The organism is Pseudaquabacterium inlustre (assembly GCF_038066595.1).
GTDB lineage: Bacteria > Pseudomonadota > Gammaproteobacteria > Burkholderiales > Burkholderiaceae_C > Pseudaquabacterium > Pseudaquabacterium inlustre.
In genome coordinates this window covers 70,191-89,489 of record NZ_JBBUTH010000009.1, presented here as the reverse complement: position 1 = coordinate 89,489, position 19,299 = coordinate 70,191, and the positions used below count along the sequence as shown (strand labels likewise).

The following is a 19,299-nucleotide window of genomic DNA, read 5'->3' as shown; positions in this document are numbered from 1 at the left end:
GCCCATAATGATCGCAGCAAGCCGGGCCCTTGCACGCCCGCACCATCCGCATCACGACAGACAGGAGATATCGATATGCTCAAAGGCAAGACTGCCCTCGTCACCGGCTCCACCAGCGGCATCGGCCTGGGCATGGCCCTGGCCATGGCCCGCCAGGGCGCCAACGTGATGCTCAACGGCTTCGGCGACGTCGAGGGCGCCAAGGCCGAGGTGGCCAAGCTGGGCGGCCGCGTCAGCTACCACGGCGCCGACATGAGCAAGCCGGCCGAGATCGAGGCCATGGTGCGCGCGGCCGAGGCCGAGTTCGGCGCGGTGGACATCCTGATCAACAACGCCGGCATCCAGCATGTGGCGGCCATCGAGGACTTCCCGGTCGAGCGCTGGGACGCCATCATCGCCATCAACCTCAGCTCGGCCTTCCACGCCATGCGCGTGGCCTTGCCCGGCATGAAGCAGCGCAACTGGGGCCGCATCGTCAACGTGGCCTCGGTGCATGGCCTGGTGGCCTCGGCACATAAGTCGGCCTATGTGGCGGCCAAGCATGGCGTGGTGGGCCTGACCAAGGTGGCCGCGCTCGAGAACGCCACCACCGGCGTCACCATCAACGCCGTGTGCCCGGGCTGGGTGCTGACGCCGCTGGTGCAAAAGCAGGTGGACGCCCGCGCCGCCCAGGCCGGCATCAGCGAAGAGGAAGCCAAGCGCCAGCTGCTGGCCGAGAAGCAGCCCTCGCTGCAGTTCACCACGCCCGAGCAACTGGCAGAGCTGGTGGTGTTCCTGTGCTCTCCGGCGGCCGACAACATCCGCGGCGTGGCCTGGAACGTCGACGGCGGCTGGGTCGCGCAATAACAGGAGCACCCGGCCTCGCGGGTACGCGAGTCCACCCGCCGGACGGGGTGAACGCGGACACGAAGCGTCCAGTGGACGATTCGTGCCAGTGAACGCCGGCTCCGCAGCGGCCGAGCGCTCGCCCGGCTCCGCTTCGTTCACTGCCGGGCAGAAGCGCTAGCGCGGCGACATCTGGATGCTGCCGCTGACCGTCACGCTCACCGTGGCGCGGCCGGCCTCCACCGGCTGTGATTCGTCTGCCGGCGCGGCGGCCATGGCCCGCGCCACGCGGAACATCGGCACCGGCGCGCTGGGGCCGACGTCGCCGCCGCTGATGTTGACTTCGCGCACGCTCCAGCCGCCAAAGCCGAACTGCTGGGCGTAGCTGGCCGCGCGCTGGCGGAACTTGGCGATGGCCTCGGCCGACACCTCGCCGGCCACGCGCTCGCGCGCCTCGCGCGACAGGCCGAAGCCCACGCGCGCCACGCTCAGGCCCGGCAGCTTGCCGGCCAGCGCGCTGATGGCCGGCAGGTCACGACCCTCCAGCACCAGTTCGGCCATGCCCTGCCAGCCGGCAATGCCGCCCTTGGGCGCCGTGCGCGGGTACAGCGAGAAGGCGCCGGTGCGCACGTCCAGCTGGCCCGGCCGCTGGGCCTTGCGCGCCTCGGTCAGCGCAGCGTCCAGCACCTGGCGCAGCTGGCTTTGCACGGTGGCGGCATCGCTGCCCTCGCGCACCACCTGCAGCGTGATCGCCAGCAGGTCCTGCGGCACCTCGGTGCTGGCCTCGGCCGACAGTTGCAGCACATTGGCCGGCGGCGCCAGCACGGCGGTCTGGGCGGCGGCGCCCTGTGCCAGTGCCACCAGGCTTGCCAGGGCCAGGGCGCGACGAAGCCTTGCGGCCGTTCGATGGGACATGCGGGTTCCTCGGTGAGGGAATGGGAAGGCGATGGACCGCCCGATGCTGGACGCCGACTGAACAGGCCGGCTGAACGTGCCGACTGTAAGTGCCGGCTGTTGCGCGGCGTTTGCGCGGCCGTGGCGCCCTGCTCTGCTCACGCCGGCGGGGCCCGCGTGGTTGACGTCACACCCGGCCCGGCTGGCCGGTTAGAGTTGTAACAGAGGGTCAGAATCCGGCGGTCGGGCCCGAAACCCGGGCCCACAATGCCTCTGTTACAAATTCGGAGCGCGCATGAACACCGCTGCCACGGCCCGGCCCGACCGCATCGTCGTCGTCGATGACGACGCCCGCATCCGCGACCTGCTGCGCCGCTACCTCACGCAAGAGGGCTTCGAGGTGCTGCTGGCCGAGGACGGCAAGACGCTGAACCGCCTGCTCACCCGCGAGAACATCGACCTGATCGTGCTCGACCTGATGCTGCCCGGCGAGGACGGCCTGTCGATCTGCCGCCGCCTGCGTGCGGCCAATGACACCACGCCGATCATCATGCTCACCGCCAAGGTGGAGGATGTGGACCGCATCGTGGGCCTGGAGGTGGGTGCCGACGACTACCTGCCCAAGCCCTTCAACCCGCGCGAACTGCTGGCGCGCATCCACGCCGTGCTGCGCCGCCGCCCGCAGCAGGAGGCGCCCGGCGCGCCGTCCAAGGAGGCACAGGTGGTCAGCTTCGGGCCGTTCAGCTTCGACTTGTCGCTGCGGCGGCTCACCAAGGATGGCGAGGCCATCCAGCTCACCACCGGCGAGTTCTCGATGCTCAAGGCCCTGGTGCGCCACCCGCGCCAGCCGCTCAGCCGCGACAAGCTGGCGCAGCTGGCGCGCGGCCGCGAGTTCGAGCCCTTCGACCGCAGCCTGGACGTGCAGGTCTCGCGCCTGCGCAAGCTGATCGAGCCCGATCCGTCGGCACCGCGCTACATCCAGACCGTGTGGGGCGTGGGCTACGTGTTCGTGCCGGACGGCGCGGCCTGAACCCGCACAACCGCCTACCGTCATGGCCTTGCCGTCCCAGCGCGTGGCGCTGAGCCTGTTCTGGCGCACCTTCTTCCTGCTGCTGCTGCTGGTAGGGGGCTGCCTCACGGCCTGGACCGCGGCGCTGCTGATGCGCGACGACCCGCCGCGCGAGGTGCTGGCCGCCCGCGAGCTGGCCTGCGTGGTCAACGTCAGCCGCGAGGCCCTGGCCCGCGTGGAACCCGCCGCCCGCAGCGGCCTGCTCAAGGCCATCGCCGCGCGCGAGAAGCTGCAGTTGCAGGCGCGCGGCGGGGCCGACCGCTGGACGAGTGCCGCCGACGATGCCGGCATGCGCCGCTTTGCCGCCGCACTGCGTACCGAACTGGGGCCCGACACGCTGGTGGCCAGCCAGGTGAACGGCAAGCCGGGCCTGTGGGTGGGCTTCAGCGCCGAGCGCGACGCCTGGTGGCTGCGTGCCGACCCCGAGCGTGCCCAGCCGCCGCAGAACCTGCCCTGGCTGCTGGCCTTGCTGGCGGTGCTGGCGGTGATCCTGCTGGCCTCGGTGCTGGTGGCCCGGCGCATCAACCGGCCGCTGCGTGAGCTGCAGTTCGCGGCCAGCCGCATCCGTGAGGGCGATCTCGATTCGCGCCTGGACGAATCCACCATCACCAGCGAGATCCGCGAGGTGAACATGGGCTTCAACCGCATGGCGCGCGAGCTGGCCAAGGTGGAGGAAGACCGCGTGGTGATGCTGGCCGGCATCAGCCACGACCTGCGCACGCCGCTGGCGCGCCTGCGCCTGGAGGCCGAGATGAGCGTCTCGGACGAGGAGGCGCGGGCCAACATGGCCGATGACATCGACCAGCTCGACGCCATCATCGACAAGTTCATGGACTATGCGCGGCCAGGCGAGACCCGGCTGCAGAGCGTGCTGCTGTCGCGCCTGATCGACAAGGAGGCCGCGGCCTTCCGCGACCCCGGCGAGATCCGCATCACGTCGCGGGTGGCCATCGACCTGGAGGTGCTGGCCGACGAGGTGGAACTGGGCCGCGTGTTCGCCAACCTGTTCGAGAATGCGCGCCGCTATGGCCGCAGCCAGGACACCGGTGTGGCCGAGGTGCAGGTGAGCTATGTGCGCACCGGCGGCTGGGTGATCTGCACCGTGCGCGACCGCGGCCCCGGCGTGCCCGAGTCACGCATCAAGCAGCTGACCGCGCCGTTCTACCGCGGCGACACCGCGCGCACCGCCGCCACCGGCGCGGGCCTGGGCCTGGCCATCGTCGAGAAGGCGATGGCGCGCATGGGCGGCACGGTGGAGTTCCACAACGCGCCCGACACGGGCCTGATGATCCACCTGCGGCTCAAGCACGCCAGAGCGTGAAGCACCCGGCGTCCGGAGTACCGGGTGCCAGCCGGCTAGGCTTTCGCCAGCAGGCACACCGCCCGCGCCTCGATCGCCCGGCCCTCGCCCACCGGGCCCAGCTTCTCGGCCGTCTTGGCCTTCACGTTGACGCGGCCGGCCTCCAGGCCCAGCAGTTCGCCAATGCGCGTCACCATGGCCGGAATGTGCGGCGCCAGCTTGGGCGCCTGCGCCACGATGGTGCTGTCCACGTTGACGATCTGCCAGCCGGCGGCACGCACGCGCCGGGCGCATTCGGCCAGCAGCACGCCCGAGTCGGCGCCCTTGAACGCGGCATCGGTATCGGGAAAGTGGCGCCCGATGTCGCCCAGCGCGGCGGCGCCGAACAGCGCGTCGGTGATGGCGTGCAGCAGCGCGTCGGCATCGCTGTGGCCCAGCAGGCCCTTGGTGTGCGGCACGGTGATGCCGCCCAGCACCAGCGGCCGGCCCTCGACCAGCTGGTGCACGTCCCAGCCCTCACCGATCCTGAGATTCAGCAGATCGAAGGCGTTCACTCCACCACCTCCATGCGCTCGGCGATGCGCCACAGCACGCCGCTGGGGTCGGTGATCGACATGTCCTTCAGGCCCCAGGGGCGCTGCTGCGGCGGCTCCACGCGCACGCCGTAGCGCTCGGCCAGGCCTTCGCGCGAGATCTTGGCCCAGAAGGTATCCAGATCAGCCAGCGTCAGATGCAGCACCAGGTTGCTGGCCAGGCCTTCCTCAAAAAAGTCCTGCAGCAGGAAGGCGCTGTTGCCGAAGCGGAAGCCGGCCAGCTTGCCGCGGTTGAACTCGCGCACGAAGCCGAGGTCGGTGTAGAACTCCTGCGACAGATCGAAGTCCCTGGCCGGCACCATGGGCCGCAACTCGGTGCCGCGGCGGCCGGTGGCCAGCAGGCGCTCGGCCAGGCCGAAGTCGGGCTGGTAGGTGATCTTCAGGTTCTCGAGGTCGCCACGCACCAGGCGCGGCGCATGGCCCAAGGCCTCCACCGCGCTGCTCTCGTCGGTGATCGCGGTGCCCGCTTCAGCGGCCTGGCGCAGCGCCGGCTCCAGCAGGCCCAGGCGAAACATCTGCGGCGTCTGAGCGGCCCACTTGCCGTCGCGGGCGATGGTGGTGGCCACGCGGTCGCCGCTGTCATCGGCCGCCTTCAGCGTGTCGGCCACCGGCAGGGCCAGCAAGCCGCCCACCTCGTCGTGCCAACAGGTGCTGAGCAGGCGCTCGATCCACGCCGGCCGCACCAGGCAGCGCGCGGCGTCGTGCACCAGCACCCAGTCCTGCGGCTGCGCGCCGCGGGCCTTCAGCTCGGCCAGGCCAGCCAGCACGGTGGCAGCACGGCTGTCGCCGCCGACGCGGGCGATCCAGCCCTTGTCCGTGCCGGCAAAGCCGGGCACCTCTTCCTCGAACTGCTCGTCATCAGGCGCCAGCACCACCAGCGTGGCGGCGATGCGGTCCACCTGGCCCAGCGCCGCCAGCGTGTGCGCCACCACCGGCAGGCCGGCCAGCGACACGTACTGCTTGGGCACGAACGAGCCCGAGCGGCTGCCGGTGCCTGCACAAGGCACCAACGCGAAACAACGGGGTTCTGCCCCAACAGTGAAACTGGTCATCGGCCCAATTTTAGAATCGGCGCTTTTCACGCCCCCGAGTCACGGCTCCGGGGCGTGCTGTCGTTTTCGGCCCGCCGCCTTTCCATCGCCCGACCCGCCCATGCAACTGCCCGTCATCGCCCCCGGCAAACGCTTCACGCTGCCCCGGCCCATTGGTTCGGCCGATGCGCTGCTGCTGTCCCGCTTTGCGCAGAAGCAGTTGGCCGACAAGCGGATGCTGGCCATCGTGACGGCCGAGCCGGCCGACGCCCAGCGCCTGGCCGATGAGCTGCCCTTCTTCGCGCCGGGCCTGCGCACGACGGTGTTCCCTGACTGGGAGACCCTGCCCTACGACACCTTCAGCCCGCACCAGGACCTGATCAGCGAGCGCCTGGCCACGCTGTGGCGCATCCACAAGCAGGACGCCGACGTGGTGCTGCTGCCGGCCACCACGGCGCTCACGCGGCTGGCGCCGCCGTCCTTCCTGGCGGCCACCACCTTCGAGTTCAAGCAGAAGCAGAAGCTGGACGAGGCAGCCTTCCGCGCGCAACTGACGCTGGCCGGCTACAACCATGTCAGCCAGGTGGTGTCGCCGGGTGAGTACGCGGTGCGCGGCGGCCTGATCGACCTGTTCCCGATGGGCTCGCCGGTGCCCTACCGGGTCGATCTGTTCGACAACGAGGTCGATTCGATCCGCACCTTCGACCCCGACAGCCAGCGCAGCCTGTACCCGGTGCCCGAGGTGCGGCTGCTGCCGGGCCGCGAGTTCCCGATGGACGAGGCGGCGCGCACCATGTTCCGCCAGCGCTGGCGCGAGAAGCTGGACGGCGACCCGACCAAGAGCCGCATCTACAAGGACATCGCGCAAGGCATCGCCACCGCCGGCATCGAGTACTACCTGCCGCTGTTCTTCGAGCAGACGTCGACGATCTTCGACTACCTGGGCGCGCAGGCCGGGGTCGTTCTGCACGGCGAGGTCGACCAGGCCATCGAGCGCTTCTGGACCGACACCCGCGAGCGCCACCGCTTCATGGCGGCCGACCCCGACCGGCCCGTGCTGGCGCCGGAAGACATCTTCCAGCGCGCCGACGAGTTCTTCGCCCACACCGGCGCGCACGCCACGCTGGTGCTGCGCGGCCAGGAGCCGCTGGACTGGGCGCGGCCGCTGCCCGACATCGCCGCCGACCGCGGCGCCACCGAGCCGCTGGCCGCGCTGGGCAAGCACCTGGACGCCACGCCGCACCGCGTGCTGATCGTCGCTGAAAGCGAAGGCCGGCGCGAAAGCCTGCTGGAGACGCTGCGCGACCACAAGATCAGCCCGCCCAGCGTGGCCACGCTGGCCGAGTTCCAGGCGCAGACGGGCGACGCGTTCGAGAAGGTGGCGATCACCGCCGCGCCGCTGGCCGCCGGTTTCTTCTGGCATGAGCCCGACGCGAACATCGCGATCCAGTTCATCACCGAGACCGAGCTGTTCGCCAGCTCGCCGCAGGCGCGCCGCCGCCGCAAGCAGGAGCAGACCAGCAGCGTCGACGCGCTGATCAAGGACCTGTCGGAGCTGAAGGTGGGCGACCCCGTGGTGCACGCCAGCCACGGCATCGGCCGCTACCAGGGCCTGCTGAACATCGACCTGGGCGACGGCCCGTCGGAATTCCTGCACCTGGAGTACGCCGACAAGGCCACGCTGTACGTGCCGGTGGCGCAGCTGCAGCTGATCAGCCGCTACACCGGCGTCAGCGCCGAGGAAGCGCCGCTGCACAAGCTGGGCAGCGGCCAGTGGGACAAGGCGCGCCGCAAGGCCGCCGAGCAGGTGCGCGATGCCGCGGCCGAGCTGCTGAACCTGTATGCCCGCCGCGCCGCGCGCGAAGGCTTCGCCCACCGCTTCAGCCCGCATGACTACGAGGCCTTCGCCGCCAGCTTCGGCTTCGAGGAGACGCCCGACCAGCGCGCCGCCATCCATGCGGTGATCCAGGATCTGGTGAGCCCGAAGCCGATGGACCGGCTGGTGTGCGGCGACGTGGGCTTCGGCAAGACCGAGGTGGCGCTGCGCGCGGCCTTCGTCGCCGTGCACGGCGGCAAGCAGGTGGCGCTGCTGGCGCCCACCACGCTGCTGGCCGAACAGCACTACCAGACCCTGGTCGACCGCTTCGGCAAGTGGCCGGTGAAGATCGCCGAGATGTCGCGTTTCCGCTCGCCCAAGGAGATCCGGGCCGCGCTGGACGGGCTGGAGGACGGCACGATCGACATCGTGGTGGGCACGCACAAGCTGCTGAGCCCCGACGTGAAGTACAAGCGCCTGGGCCTGTTGATCATCGACGAGGAGCACCGCTTCGGTGTGCGCCACAAGGAGGCCATCAAGGCCATGCGCGCCGAAGTCGACGTGCTGACGCTGACCGCCACGCCGATCCCGCGCACGCTGGGCATGGCGCTCGAAGGCCTGCGCGACCTGAGCGTCATCGCCACCGCGCCGCAGCGCCGGCTGGCGATCAAGACCTTCGTGCGCAGCGAGGGCAACAGCGTGATCCGCGAGGCCGTGCTGCGTGAACTGAAGCGTGGCGGCCAGGTGTACTTCCTGCACAACGAGGTGGAGACCATCGAGGCGCGTGGCCGCAAGCTGGCCGAGCTGCTGCCCGAGGCGCGCATCGCCATCGCCCACGGCCAGATGCCCGAGCGCCAGCTGGAAGCGGTGATGCGCGACTTCGTGGGCCAGCGCGCCAACGTGCTGCTGTGCTCGACCATCATCGAGACCGGCATCGACGTGCCGAGCGCCAACACCATCGTCATCAGCCGCGCCGACAAGTTCGGCCTGGCCCAGCTGCACCAGCTGCGCGGCCGCGTGGGCCGCAGCCACCACCAGGCCTATGCCTACCTGCTGGTGCCCGACACCGAGACGCTGAGCAAGCAGGCGCAGCAGCGCCTGGACGCCATCCAGAGCATGGAAGAGCTGGGCTCGGGCTTCTACCTCGCCATGCACGACCTGGAGATCCGCGGCTGCGGCGAGGTGCTGGGCGAGAAGCAGAGCGGCAACATGATGGAGGTGGGCTTCCAGCTCTACAACGACATGCTGGCCGAGGCGGTGCGCGCGCTCAAGAAGGGCGAGGAGCCCGACCTGCTGTCGCCCACCGGCGTGTTCGGCGGCAGCACCGAGGTCAACCTGCATGCCCCCGCCCTGCTGCCCGACAGCTACTGCGGCGACGTGCATGTGCGCCTGAACCTCTACAAGCGCCTTGCCACCGCCAGCAAGCCCGAGCAACTGGACGGCATGCTCGAAGAGATCACCGACCGCTTCGGCAAGCTGCCGGCGCAGGGCCAGACCCTGTTCGACACACACCGCCTGCGCGTGCTGGCGCGGCCCTACGGCGTGGTGAAGATCGACGCCAACCCGAAGCTGATGAACATCTGGTTCCGCCCCAACCCGCCGGTGGACGCGATGCGCATCATCGAGCTGGTGCAGAAGAACCGCGCCATCAAGCTGGTGGGCAACGACAAGCTGCGCGTGGACCGCGAGATCGCCGACCCGAAGGACCGCGCGCAATTCGTGCGCGACGTGCTGCGCAGCCTGGGGCAGCCGCAGGCACGGGCGTGACGGCGCCCGGGCGCGCGCCGGGCCACACCGAAGGGGCCGCGAAGGGGCCGGTCAATCGGCGCGCGGCGCGTCCTGCTCGGCGTCCAGCCGGTCCATCAGCAGCGCGTACAGCCACACCAGGCCGCAGAAGACGAACAGCGCGCCCTGTGAGGCCATCCAGAAGCTGAATGGCCAGCCGAAGAACTGAAAGCTCAGTTCACGGGCGAAGACCGACAGGCCCAGCGTCAGCGCGAACCAGGCGCCCAGCAGGGCCACCGTCAGGCGCAGGACGCGGCGCCAGTAGTGGCGGTGCTTGTCGGAGGCGGGCATCGGTACGGCGGAAGGGCTGGCGCGAAAACGCGGCGCGATGCTATGCGCAAACCGCCCCGGGTACCCATCGGGGGCATCCCGGGTGCCGGTGCCGAGCGGCCCGTGGCCGGCGGTGGGCTGCATGCGAGAATTGTCGTTTGTCATCCGTGCCGCCATTTCAGCACCGAGGCCACACCATGGACACCGAACAGATCAACGCCATCGGCACGCTGCTAGCCGACCTGAGCGCCCGCACCCAGCAGCTCCGGGGGTATCTTTGACTACGATCGCAAAGCCCTGCGATTGAATGAAGTCAATGCCGCGCTGGAGAACCCCAGCGTCTGGAACGAACCCAAGCGCGCGCAAGATCTCGGGCGCGAGAAGCGCCAGCTGGAAGACGTGGTCGAGACCATCAACCACCTGACCAGCAACCTGGCGGACAACGCCGAGCTCTACGAGATGGCCAAGGCCGAGGACGATGTGGACAGCCTGTCCACCATCGAGGCCGAAGCCCAGCCGCTGCGCGAAACGGTGGAGCGGCTTGAGTTCCGCCGCATGTTCAGCAACCCGGCCGATCCGAGCAACTGCTTCATCGACATCCAGGCCGGCGCCGGTGGCACCGAGGCCTGCGACTGGGCCGGCATGCTGCTGCGCCAGTACCTGAAGTACGCCGAGCGCAAGGGTTTCACCGCCAGCGTGGAAGACGAGACGCCCGGCGACGTGGCCGGCATCAAGAGCGCCACCATCAAGGTGGAAGGCGAGTACGCCTTCGGCCACCTGCGCACCGAGACCGGCGTGCACCGCCTGGTGCGCAAGAGCCCGTTCGACTCGGCCGGCGGCCGCCACACCTCGTTCGCCAGCCTGTTCGTCTACCCCGAGATCGACGACTCGATCGAGATCGACATCAACCCGGCCGATGTGCGCACCGACACCTTCCGCGCCAGCGGCGCGGGCGGCCAGCACATCAACAAGACCGACTCGGCCGTGCGCCTGACCCACATCCCCACGGGCATCGTGGTGCAGTGCCAGGACAGCCGCAGCCAGCACAGCAACCGCGACGTGGCCTGGCGCCGCCTGCGCAGCCGCCTCTATGACCATGAGATGCGCAAGCGCATGGAAGAGCAGCAGAAGCTGGAAGAAGGCAAGACCGACGTGGGCTGGGGCCACCAGATCCGCAGCTACGTGCTCGACCAGAGCCGCATCAAGGATCTGCGCACCAACGTCGAGATCAGCAACACGCAGAAGGTGCTGGACGGCGACCTCGATGCCTTCATCGAGGCCAGCCTGAAGCAGGGCCTGTAAGCACGCCGCGCGCCGCCCGGCCACGGGCCTGCGGCGCGCCCCCGACAAAGAGCAAGAGGAGCGCACCGCCATGCGTGAAGCCGCCGCCAGCGCCATCCGGCGCGAGGACTATGCCGCCCCGGCGTTCTGGATCCGCACCGTCGAACTCACGTTCGACCTGGATCCGGCCAAGACCATCGTCGCCAGCAAGCTGGCCATCGAGCGCAACCCCCAGGCCGCCCCCGGCCAGGCCCTGGTGCTGCACGGTGAAGATCTGACGCTGCTGCGCTGCCTGGCCGACGGCGAGAGCGTGAGCTTCCGGCATGAAGAGGGCCTGCTGGTCATCGACCACCCGCCCGAGAAGGACGCCTTCACGCTGGAGATCCGCAACACCTGCGCGCCCGAGAAGAACACGCAGTTGTCGGGCCTGTACACCAGCACCGGCGGCCTGTTCACGCAGTGCGAGGCCGAGGGCTTCCGCCGCATCACCTACTTCCTGGACCGGCCCGACGTGATGGCGGTGTTCAGCGTGACGCTGCGCGCCGACAAGGCGAAGTACCCGGTGCTGCTGTCCAACGGCAACCTGGTCGAGCAAGGCAGCCTGGACAACGGACGCCACTTTGCCAAGTGGCACGACCCGTTCCCGAAGCCCAGCTACCTGTTCGCCCTGGTGGCCGCCGATCTGGTGTGCCGCGAGCAGAAGATCGTGTCCCGCTCGGGCAAGGAGCACTTGCTGCAGGTCTACGTGCGCCGCGGTGACCTGGACAAGACCGAGCACGCCATGGCCTCGCTGATCGCCAGCGTGGCCTGGGACGAGGCCCGCTTCGGCCTGCCGCTGGACCTGGACCGCTTCATGATCGTCGCCGTGAGCGACTTCAACATGGGCGCGATGGAGAACAAGGGCCTGAACGTCTTCAACACCAAGTACGTGCTGGCCAGCCCCGCCACCGCCACCGACGGCGACTTCGCCGGCATCGAGAGCGTGGTGGGCCACGAGTACTTCCACAACTGGACCGGCAACCGCATCACCTGCCGCGACTGGTTCCAGCTGAGCCTGAAGGAAGGCCTGACGGTCTACCGCGACCAGGAGTTCTCGATGGACATGGCCGGCTCGCCGTCGGCCCGCGCGGTCAAGCGCATCGACGACGTGCGCGGCCTGCGCGCCGTGCAGTTCCCCGAGGACGCCGGCCCGATGGCCCACCCGGTGCGCCCTGACCGCTACCAGGAGATCAACAACTTCTACACCGCCACGGTCTACGAAAAGGGTGCCGAGGTGGTGCGCATGATGGCCACCCTGGTGGGCCGCGAGGGCTTCCGCCGCGGCATGGACCTGTACTTTGAGCGCCACGACGGCCAGGCCGTGACCTGCGACGACTTCGCCCAGGCCATCGCCGATGCCAACCCCGGCAGCGCGCTGGCGGTCAATCTGGCGCAGTTCAAGCACTGGTATGCCCAGGCCGGCACGCCGCGGCTCACCGCACGCGGCTCGCACGACGTCACCACGCGGCGCTTCACGCTCACGCTGACCCAGAGCGCCCTGCCCTCGCCCGGCCAGCCCGACAAGCAGCCCTGCGTGATGCCGGTGGTGATGGGCCTGATCAGCACCGACGGCCGCGCGCTGCCGCTGCGCCTGGCGGGCGAAGAGGCGGCCCACGGCACCGAGCGCACGCTGGTGCTGACACAGCCCGAGGAGAGCTTCGTCTTCGAGGACATCGACGACGCCCCCGTGCCCTCGCTGCTGCGCGGCTTCTCGGCGCCCGTGGTGCTGGACAGCGGCCTGTACGACGGCGCGCTGATCACCCTGCTGCGCCACGACCACGACGCCTTCAACCGCTGGGAAGCCGGCCAGCGCCTGGCGCTGAACCGCCTGCTGGCCGCCCTGCCCGGCACCGGTGAACTGCCGGCGCTGGACGACGCCTACATCGACGCCATGCGCGCGGTGCTGCGCGACCCGGCGCTGGACCCGGCCTTCAAGGAACTGGTGCTCACCCCGCCCGGCGAAGGCTACGTGGCCGAGCAGTGCGCCGAGGTCGACCCGCAGCGCATCCACCGCCTGCGCGAGGAGATGCGCCAGCAACTGGCCGCCCGCCTGCACGCCGACTGGCTGTGGGCCTGGGAGGCGCACCAGGTGCGCGAGGGCTACCGCCCCGATGCCGTGCAATCGGGCAAGCGCGCACTGGCCAATCTGGCGCTCACGATGCTGGTGCTGGACGCCGTGGCCAAGGGCGACCCGGTGTGGCCCGGCCGCGCCTACCAGCGCGTGAAGGACGCCGGCCAGATGACCGACCGCCATGCCGCGCTGAAGGCCCTGATCGACGGCCATTCGCCGCTGGCGCAGGGTGCGCTGGCCCACTTCCACGGCGTGGCCGCCGGCGACGACCTGGTGCTGGACAAGTGGTTCGCCGCGCAGGCCCAGGCCGCCGAGCCGCTGGATGGCGGCGGCGTGGTGCTGGGCCGGGTGAAGGCCCTGCTCAAGCACCCCGACTTCTCGATGAAGAACCCCAACCGCCTGCGCTCGCTGGTGGGCAGCTTCTGCCGCGAGAACCCGGCCGCCTTCCACCGCGCCGACGCCGCCGGCTACGTGTTCTGGGCCGACCGCGTGCTGGAACTCGACGCCATCAACCCGCAGATCGCCGCCCGCATCGCCCGCGCCATGGACCGCTGGCGCGTGCTGGCCGAGCCCTACCGCAGCGCCGCCCGCGAGGCCCTGGCCCGGGTGGCCGGCTCGGCCAAGCTCTCGGACGACGTGCGCGAGATCGTTTCCAAAGCCCTGGAGGACTGAACCGATGCGACGCATCAGCCTGACCCAATACCTGGTCGAACAGCAACGCGACCGGGGCCAGATCCCGCCGCCGCTGCGCCTGCTGATCGAGACCGTGGCCCGCGCCTGCAAGCGCATCGCCATCTCGGTGAACAAGGGCGCGCTGGGTGACGTGCTGGGCACCGCCGACACCGAGAACGTGCAAGGCGAGGTGCAGAAGAAGCTCGACGTCATCGCCAACGAGGTGCTGATCGAGGCCAACGTCTGGGGCGGCCACCTGGCGGCCATGGCCAGCGAAGAACTGGACACCATCTCGCTGGTGCCCGACCGCTATCCGCAGGGCGAGTACCTGCTGCTGTTCGATCCGCTGGACGGCAGCAGCAACATCGACGTCAACGTCAGCATCGGCACCATCTTCTCGGTGCTGCGCAAGGTCACCAACCACCGCGGCGTCGACGAGAGCGACTTCCTGCAGCCCGGCAAGCAGCAGGTGGCCGCCGGCTACTGCGTGTACGGCCCGCAGACCACGCTGGTGCTGACCGTGGGCGACGGCGTGGTGATGTTCACGCTGGACCGCGAGACGGGATCCTGGGTGCTGACCGAGGACGATGTGCAGATCCCGGCCGACACCAAGGAATTCGCGATCAACATGAGCAACATGCGCCACTGGGCCCCGCCGGTGCGCAAGTACATCGACGAATGCCTGGCCGGCAAGGAAGGCCCGCGTGGCAAGGACTTCAACATGCGCTGGGTGGCCAGCATGGTGGCCGACGTGCACCGCATCCTGACCCGCGGTGGCATCTTCATGTACCCCTGGGACCAGCGCGAGCCCAACAAGCCCGGCAAGCTGCGCCTGATGTACGAGGCCAACCCGATGGCCTTCATCGTCGAGCAGGCCGGTGGCGCCGCCACCAACGGCCTGCAGCGCATCCTGGACATCGGCCCGACCAAGCTGCACGAGCGCGTCAGCGTGGTGCTGGGCTCGAAGAACGAGGTGGAGCGCGTCACGGCCTACCACCGCGAGGCGGCGGCCAGCTGATCCTGTCTCAGCCGCGCAGCTGGGCCTTCAGCTGCGCGCCCACCTCGGGCCGCTCCTTGAACGGATCGGTGGGGTTGCGGTGCTGCAGGATGTCTTCCATGCGCAGCTGCACGCCACCCAGGGCCTTGGGGTGGCTGAAGACATAGAAGCGGTTCTCGCGCAAGGCGTCGAACACGAAGCCGGCCACCTCGGCCGCGCTGACCTTGCCGCTGCCCACGGCCTTGTCGCTCATGGCCTGGGCGATGATCTGGCTCTTGGTGGGGCCGCTGGCATTGGCCATGCCGGCCGGGCGGTTGCGCTCGCTCTGGTGGATGCCGGTGGGCACGAAGTACGGGCACAGCACATGGGCGTGCACCTGCTCGGTCACCAGGCCCAGGTCCTGGTACAGCGTCTCGCTGAGCGTGACCACGGCATGCTTGCTGACGTTGTACACGCCCATGTTGGGCGGGCTCAGCAGGCCGGCCATCGACGCGGTGTTGACGATGTGGCCTTCATAGGCCGGGTCGGCCTGGGCCGCGGCCAGCATCATCGGCGTGAACAGGCGCACGCCATGCACCACGCCCCACAGGTTGACGCCCAGCGTCCATTCCCAGTCCTGCACCGAGTGTTCCCACACCAGGCCGCCGGTGGCGATGCCCGCGTTGTTGAACACGAAGTGCGGCGCGCCGAAGGTCTCGTGCACGGTCTTGGCCAGCGCCTCCATCGCGTCGGCCTTGCTCACGTCCACGCGCTGAGACAGCACGCGGCCGCCCTGCGGCGCGGCCAGCGCGGCGATCTCGGCCTCGGCCGCCGCCAGGGCATCGGCCTGCACGTCCACCAGCACCACGTTCATGCCCTCGCCTGCGGCGATGCGTGCGCACGCCAGGCCGAAGCCCGAGGCGCCACCGGTCAGCACCGCGGTGCGGCCCTTGAATGTCTTCATGCGTTCTGCTCCTTGCGAATCTGGAATCCCTGGCGCGGGAAGTGCACGTGCACGCAACCCGCGCGCTCGTCCTGGCGTTCGATGGTCACGCGCTCGGCGCTCAGGCCCACCAGCGTGCCAGCCACCGGATCGGTGCCGTAATCGGTGGCCGCGACCACCACGCGCTCACCGGCCTCGAAGCCCAGGCCCGGCTGCACCTGGGTGGGTTCATGGCCACCGGCCGCGGCGGCGATGGCCACGGCGTCGGCACTGGCCAGCGGCTGGCTGCTGCCGTGGCCGATGGCCAGCATGCGGTCGAGCCAGGCGTTCAAGGCGGCATGGGGCTGCAGGATGGCCGCCACCGGGCCGGCCTGGCGCACGAACCACAGGCAGTGCGCCACCGAGAAATCGGCGATCGACCGCTCGGCGCCCAGCAGCCAAGGCCCGCCCTGGGCCAGTTGCGCATCCACGGCCGCTGCGGCCGCCTGCAACTGCACCGTGGCATCGGCCAGCGTGGGCCGCGGCATGCCGGCCGTGAGCGCGGCGCGGTCGGCGCGGAAGGCCTTCACGGTCTCGGGCGTGGGGTTGGGCAGGATGGCGGCGGCGCCGGCCGGCTGCATGGCCACCGTGGCGGCCAGCCAGAACAGCGTGAAGTCGGCCCACTGCGCCAGCTGCGGCGCCAGCGGCGCGCTGGCCGGGTACAGCGTGGGCGCGGGCTGGCGCGCCTCCAGCACGCGGGCGATCAGCGCGGTGTCGCAGTACACATCGGCGCCCACCTGCAGCAGCGGCGTCTTGCGGTAGCCACCGGTCAGCGCGGTCACGTCGGGCTTGGGCATCACGGTGGGGATCAGCACCGAGCGCCAGGCCAGGCCCTTGGCCCCCAGCATCAGGCGCGCCTTCTCGGCAAACGGCGACATCGGATAGTGGTGCAGGATCAGTTCATCGCTCATGCGGAGGTCTCCTCGGGTGCCCGCCACATCTGCACATGGGGGATGCCGTCTTCGTCATAGGGTTCGCCGACGGTCAGGAAGCCGTGGCGGCCGTAGTAGCCCTGCAGATGCGCCTGGGCGCTGATGCGGTTGCCGCGGCCCGGCCAGGCCTGCGCACAGCGCTGCACCGCCTCGGCGACCAGTGCATGGCCGGCGCCGGTGCCGCGCAGCGCGGCATCCACCACCACGCGGCCGATGGACGGCTCGTCGTACTTCAGGCCCGGATCGACCACGCGCAGGTAGGCGCGCAGCTCACCCAGGGCGTCGCGGCCGAACAGGTGCCAGCTGTGCTGGTCCAGCCCGTCGGGGTCCAGATAGGGCCCCTGCTCCAGGATGAAGATGCGGCAGCGCAGCGCCAGCATCTCGTAGACCTGCTGGCCGGTCAGCGCATCGAAGCGCTGCCAGGTCCATTGCAAGGGCACGGCGCTGCCCGCGGTCAAATGAGTTTGACGAGTTGCTTGCCGAAGTTCTTGCCCTTCAGCAGGCCCAGGAAGGCCTCGGGCGCGGCGGCCAGATCGGGCGCCACGGTCTCGCGGTACTTCAGCGCGCCGGTGGCCACGGCCTGGCCCAGCTCGGCCAGCGCAGCGGGCCAGTGCTCCATGTGCTCGCCGACGATGAAGCCCTGCACCTTCATGCGATTGATCAGGATGAGCTGCGGCGCGCTCATCGGGATCGGCACGCCGTTGTAGCCGCTGATCATGCCGCACATGGCGATGCGCGAGAACGCGTTGGCGCGCTGCATCACCGCATCCAGCACCATGCCGCCCACGTTCTCGAAGTAGCCATCGATGCCGTTCGGACAGGCCTCCTTCAGCGCCTGCGACAGGCTGCGCACATCGGCATGGGCCTTGTAGTCGACACAGGCGTCGAAGCCCAGTTCGTCCACCACCCAGCGGCACTTGTCGGCACCGCCGGCCACGCCCACGGCACGCGCGCCGCGCTTCTTGGCCAGCTGGCCCACCGCACCGCCCACGGCACCGCTGGCGGCCGACACCACCACGGTCTCCCCTTCCTTGGGCGCGATGATCTGCGTGAGGCCGTACCAGGCCGTGACGCCGGGCATGCCCACCGCGCCCAAGTAGGCCGACAGCGGCACGTGCGTGGTGTCCACCTTGCGCAGCAGGCCGCGCTGGGCCGCATCCACCACGGCGTACTGCTGCCAGCCGCCCATGCCCACCACGTGGTCGCCCACCGCGAAGTGCGGGCTGCGCGTGGCCACCACCTCGCCCACCGTGCCGCCGATCATGGTCTCGCCCAGCGGCTGCGGGTTGGCATAGCTCTTGGATTCGCTCATGCGGCCGCGCATGTACGGGTCCAGGCTCAGGTAGTGGTGGCGCACCAACACCTGGCCGTCCTGCAGCTCGGGCACCGGCACGGTCTCGAGGCGGAAGTTGTCGACGGTGGGTTCGGCCGCCGGGCGGCTGGCCAGCACGATGCGCTGGTTGGTGGTGTGGCTCATGGGGTCTCCGGGTCGGGTTGGTCTGCTGTCGGCGCTCGCCGCTTGGCCAGTCCGCGCAGGTACTTGAAGGTGCCGCTGGCGGTGGCGCACAGCTGGCCGCGGTCGTCGTAGACATGGCCTTCGCAGAAGGCCATCGTGGCGGTGGCATGCACCAGCTTGCCCACCGCGCGCAGCTGGTGCTCGGCGGGGCGCATGAAGTTGGTCTTCATCTCGATCGTGGCCACGCCCTGCCCGGCGGCGTTGCCGCTGCGCGCGGCCATGGCCATGGCCACGTCCAGCAGGGTCATCACCACGCCGCCGTGGGCCACGTCCCAGGTGTTCAGGTGGCCGGCATCGAGGTCGACGCGCAGTTCGGCCTCGCCCTCGCCGTAGCGGTGCAGCTCGAAGCCCAGGGTTTCGACGAAAGGCACCTTGGCTGGAAAGTCCAGCGGCGAAGGCTTGGCGCCGGCACGGCGGCGCACTGGAGTCTTGGGGTCTTGGACGCTCATCTTGCTCACTGGGCCAGCACGGCCGTCACACCGCCGTCCACGGGGATCGTCTGGCCGGTGATGTGCTTGCCAGCATCGCTGGCCAGCAGCAGCACGACGCCCTTCAGGTCATCGTCATCGCCCAGGCGGCGCAGCGGCGCGCGGGCGGCCATCACGTCGGCGCCCACCTGCTCGATCATGTGATCGGCCATCTTGCTGTGGAAATAGCCCGGCGCGATGCCATTGACCGTGATGCCGAACTCGCCCCACTCGCAGGCCAGCGCGCGGGTGAGGTTGACCACCGCGGCCTTGCTGGTGTTGTAGGCCACCGTCTCCTGACCCGGCGGGTTGCCGCCGAAGGCCGTCATCGACGCGATGTTGACGATGCGCCCGCGCCGGCGCGGGATCATGCAGCGCTTGCCCACCTGCTGGGCGAACAGGAACACGCTGCGCACGTTCAGGTTCATCACCTTGTCCCAGCCGTCCAGCGAGTGATCTTCGGCCGGCGCGCCCCAGGCGGCGCCGGCGTTGTTGACCAGGATGTCCACATCGCCCAGGCGCTGCACCGTCTCGTCGACGATGCGCGTGATGTCGTCGGGCTTGCCGGCGTCACCCGCCACCCAGCGCGCATCGATGCCGCGCTCGGCCAACTGGGCCACGGCCTCTTCCAGCTCATGCGTCTTGCGCGCCGTGAGCATCACCTTGGCACCGGCCTCGCCCAGGGCCTCGGCCATCTGCAGGCCCAGGCCGCGCGAGCCTCCGGTGACGAGCGCCACGCGGCCGCTCAGGTCGAACAATTGCCGGATCGGGGTTCCCATG

The 19,299-nt window shown here is 69.9% G+C and carries 16 protein-coding genes and 1 pseudogene; 7 read left to right on the top strand and 10 right to left on the bottom strand.

Annotated elements, in window-relative coordinates; genetic code table 11:
- Positions 1-75: 75 nt before the first annotated feature.
- Positions 76-846, top strand: a complete 771-nt coding sequence (locus AACH10_RS17880; protein ID WP_341411845.1) for a 3-hydroxybutyrate dehydrogenase — start codon at positions 76-78, stop codon at positions 844-846.
- 156 nt (positions 847-1,002) lie between these two features.
- On the opposite strand, the gene AACH10_RS17875 is transcribed toward AACH10_RS17880, so the two are convergent.
- Entirely contained in the window at positions 1,003-1,740 is a 738-nt protein-coding gene (locus AACH10_RS17875) for an SIMPL domain-containing protein (protein WP_341411844.1), read from the bottom strand.
- 274 nt (positions 1,741-2,014) lie between these two features.
- Between AACH10_RS17875 and ompR the strand changes: the two genes are divergently transcribed.
- Positions 2,015-2,749: an osmolarity response regulator transcription factor OmpR gene (gene ompR, locus AACH10_RS17870; protein WP_341411842.1), complete on the top strand. Its 735-nt coding sequence runs from the start codon at positions 2,015-2,017 to the stop codon at positions 2,747-2,749.
- Between the two features lie 22 nt (positions 2,750-2,771).
- Positions 2,772-4,109 (top strand): ATP-binding protein, encoded by a 1,338-nt coding sequence (locus AACH10_RS17865; RefSeq protein ID WP_341411841.1) that lies wholly within the window; start codon positions 2,772-2,774, stop codon positions 4,107-4,109.
- A gap of 35 nt (positions 4,110-4,144) precedes the next feature.
- Here AACH10_RS17865 and ispF read toward each other — a convergent pair whose 3' ends face one another.
- Both ispF and ispD read right to left on the bottom strand, forming a co-directional pair.
- On the bottom strand, positions 4,145-4,642 hold the full coding sequence (gene ispF, locus AACH10_RS17860; RefSeq protein ID WP_341411840.1) for a 2-C-methyl-D-erythritol 2,4-cyclodiphosphate synthase: 498 nt from the start codon (positions 4,640-4,642) through the stop codon (positions 4,145-4,147).
- A 371-nt stretch (positions 4,643-5,013) separates the two neighbouring features.
- Positions 5,014-5,733, bottom strand: a pseudogene (gene ispD / locus AACH10_RS25360) (2-C-methyl-D-erythritol 4-phosphate cytidylyltransferase); the annotation flags it as partial.
- Positions 5,734-5,833: 100 nt separating this feature from the next.
- Here ispD and mfd point away from each other — a divergent pair.
- A complete protein-coding gene (gene mfd, locus AACH10_RS17850; protein ID WP_341411838.1) occupies positions 5,834-9,295 on the top strand; it encodes a transcription-repair coupling factor in 3,462 nt (1,153 codons plus the stop codon).
- Positions 9,296-9,346: 51 nt separating this feature from the next.
- On the opposite strand, the gene AACH10_RS17845 is transcribed toward mfd, so the two are convergent.
- Entirely contained in the window at positions 9,347-9,604 is a 258-nt protein-coding gene (locus AACH10_RS17845; protein ID WP_341411837.1) for a DUF4212 domain-containing protein, read from the bottom strand.
- 176 nt (positions 9,605-9,780) lie between these two features.
- Between AACH10_RS17845 and prfB the strand changes: the two genes are divergently transcribed.
- The 3 genes from prfB (at position 9,781) to AACH10_RS17830 (ending at position 14,664) form a co-directional block, all read left to right on the top strand.
- Positions 9,781-10,885, top strand: a protein-coding gene (prfB, locus tag AACH10_RS17840) for a peptide chain release factor 2 (RefSeq protein ID WP_341411836.1) whose coding sequence is annotated in 2 segments (ribosomal slippage) — positions 9,781-9,861 and positions 9,863-10,885 — 1,104 coding nt in all. Because the reading frame shifts where the segments join, the coding sequence is not laid out codon by codon here.
- Positions 10,886-10,955: 70 nt separating this feature from the next.
- A complete protein-coding gene (gene pepN, locus AACH10_RS17835) occupies positions 10,956-13,646 on the top strand; it encodes an aminopeptidase N (RefSeq protein ID WP_341411835.1) in 2,691 nt (896 codons plus the stop codon).
- A 4-nt stretch (positions 13,647-13,650) separates the two neighbouring features.
- Positions 13,651-14,664, top strand: coding sequence for a class 1 fructose-bisphosphatase (locus AACH10_RS17830; RefSeq protein ID WP_341411834.1), 1,014 nt, complete (start codon positions 13,651-13,653; stop codon positions 14,662-14,664).
- Between the two features lie 7 nt (positions 14,665-14,671).
- Here AACH10_RS17830 and AACH10_RS17825 read toward each other — a convergent pair whose 3' ends face one another.
- The 6 genes from AACH10_RS17825 to AACH10_RS17800 are packed head-to-tail and all read right to left on the bottom strand — an operon-like array spanning position 14,672 to position 19,298.
- Positions 14,672-15,586 carry an SDR family oxidoreductase gene (locus tag AACH10_RS17825; protein ID WP_341411833.1) on the bottom strand — a complete coding sequence of 305 codons (915 nt, stop codon included), beginning with the start codon at positions 15,584-15,586 and terminating at the stop codon, positions 14,672-14,674.
- Complete coding sequence (locus AACH10_RS17820; RefSeq protein WP_341411832.1) at positions 15,583-16,515, bottom strand: glutathione S-transferase family protein; 933 nt, start codon at positions 16,513-16,515, stop codon at positions 15,583-15,585. The genes AACH10_RS17825 and AACH10_RS17820 overlap by 4 nt, the downstream gene beginning before the upstream one ends.
- A complete protein-coding gene (locus AACH10_RS17815) occupies positions 16,512-16,976 on the bottom strand; it encodes a GNAT family N-acetyltransferase (protein ID WP_341411831.1) in 465 nt (154 codons plus the stop codon). The genes AACH10_RS17820 and AACH10_RS17815 overlap by 4 nt, the downstream gene beginning before the upstream one ends.
- 14 nt (positions 16,977-16,990) lie before the next feature.
- Positions 16,991-18,013 (bottom strand): NADP-dependent oxidoreductase, encoded by a 1,023-nt coding sequence (locus tag AACH10_RS17810; RefSeq protein ID WP_341411830.1) that lies wholly within the window; start codon positions 18,011-18,013, stop codon positions 16,991-16,993.
- Positions 18,010-18,501: a PaaI family thioesterase gene (locus AACH10_RS17805; RefSeq protein ID WP_341411829.1), complete on the bottom strand. Its 492-nt coding sequence runs from the start codon at positions 18,499-18,501 to the stop codon at positions 18,010-18,012. Before AACH10_RS17805 ends, AACH10_RS17810 begins: the two co-directional genes overlap by 4 nt.
- A gap of 5 nt (positions 18,502-18,506) precedes the next feature.
- Positions 18,507-19,298, bottom strand: a complete 792-nt coding sequence (locus AACH10_RS17800; RefSeq protein ID WP_341411828.1) for an SDR family oxidoreductase — start codon at positions 19,296-19,298, stop codon at positions 18,507-18,509.
- Position 19,299: the final 1 nt, after the last annotated feature.

Bases quoted from the DNA above. Each gene is read 5' to 3' on its own strand.
- ompR (WP_341411842.1), top strand. From the start codon at position 2,015: ATGAACACCGCTGCCACGGCCCGGCCCGACCGCATCGTCGTCGTCGAT.
- AACH10_RS17880 (WP_341411845.1), top strand. From the start codon at position 76: ATGCTCAAAGGCAAGACTGCCCTCGTCACCGGCTCCACCAGCGGCATC.
- AACH10_RS17820 (WP_341411832.1), bottom strand. From the start codon at position 16,515: ATGAGCGATGAACTGATCCTGCACCACTATCCGATGTCGCCGTTTGCC.
- AACH10_RS17805 (WP_341411829.1), bottom strand. From the start codon at position 18,501: ATGAGCGTCCAAGACCCCAAGACTCCAGTGCGCCGCCGTGCCGGCGCC.
- AACH10_RS17810 (WP_341411830.1), bottom strand. From the start codon at position 18,013: ATGAGCCACACCACCAACCAGCGCATCGTGCTGGCCAGCCGCCCGGCG.
- AACH10_RS17865 (WP_341411841.1), top strand. From the start codon at position 2,772: ATGGCCTTGCCGTCCCAGCGCGTGGCGCTGAGCCTGTTCTGGCGCACC.
- mfd (WP_341411838.1), top strand. From the start codon at position 5,834: ATGCAACTGCCCGTCATCGCCCCCGGCAAACGCTTCACGCTGCCCCGG.
- AACH10_RS17830 (WP_341411834.1), top strand. From the start codon at position 13,651: ATGCGACGCATCAGCCTGACCCAATACCTGGTCGAACAGCAACGCGAC.
- AACH10_RS17875 (WP_341411844.1), bottom strand. From the start codon at position 1,740: ATGTCCCATCGAACGGCCGCAAGGCTTCGTCGCGCCCTGGCCCTGGCA.
- AACH10_RS17800 (WP_341411828.1), bottom strand. From the start codon at position 19,298: ATGGGAACCCCGATCCGGCAATTGTTCGACCTGAGCGGCCGCGTGGCG.
- AACH10_RS17825 (WP_341411833.1), bottom strand. From the start codon at position 15,586: ATGAAGACATTCAAGGGCCGCACCGCGGTGCTGACCGGTGGCGCCTCG.
- pepN (WP_341411835.1), top strand. From the start codon at position 10,956: ATGCGTGAAGCCGCCGCCAGCGCCATCCGGCGCGAGGACTATGCCGCC.
- AACH10_RS17845 (WP_341411837.1), bottom strand. From the start codon at position 9,604: ATGCCCGCCTCCGACAAGCACCGCCACTACTGGCGCCGCGTCCTGCGC.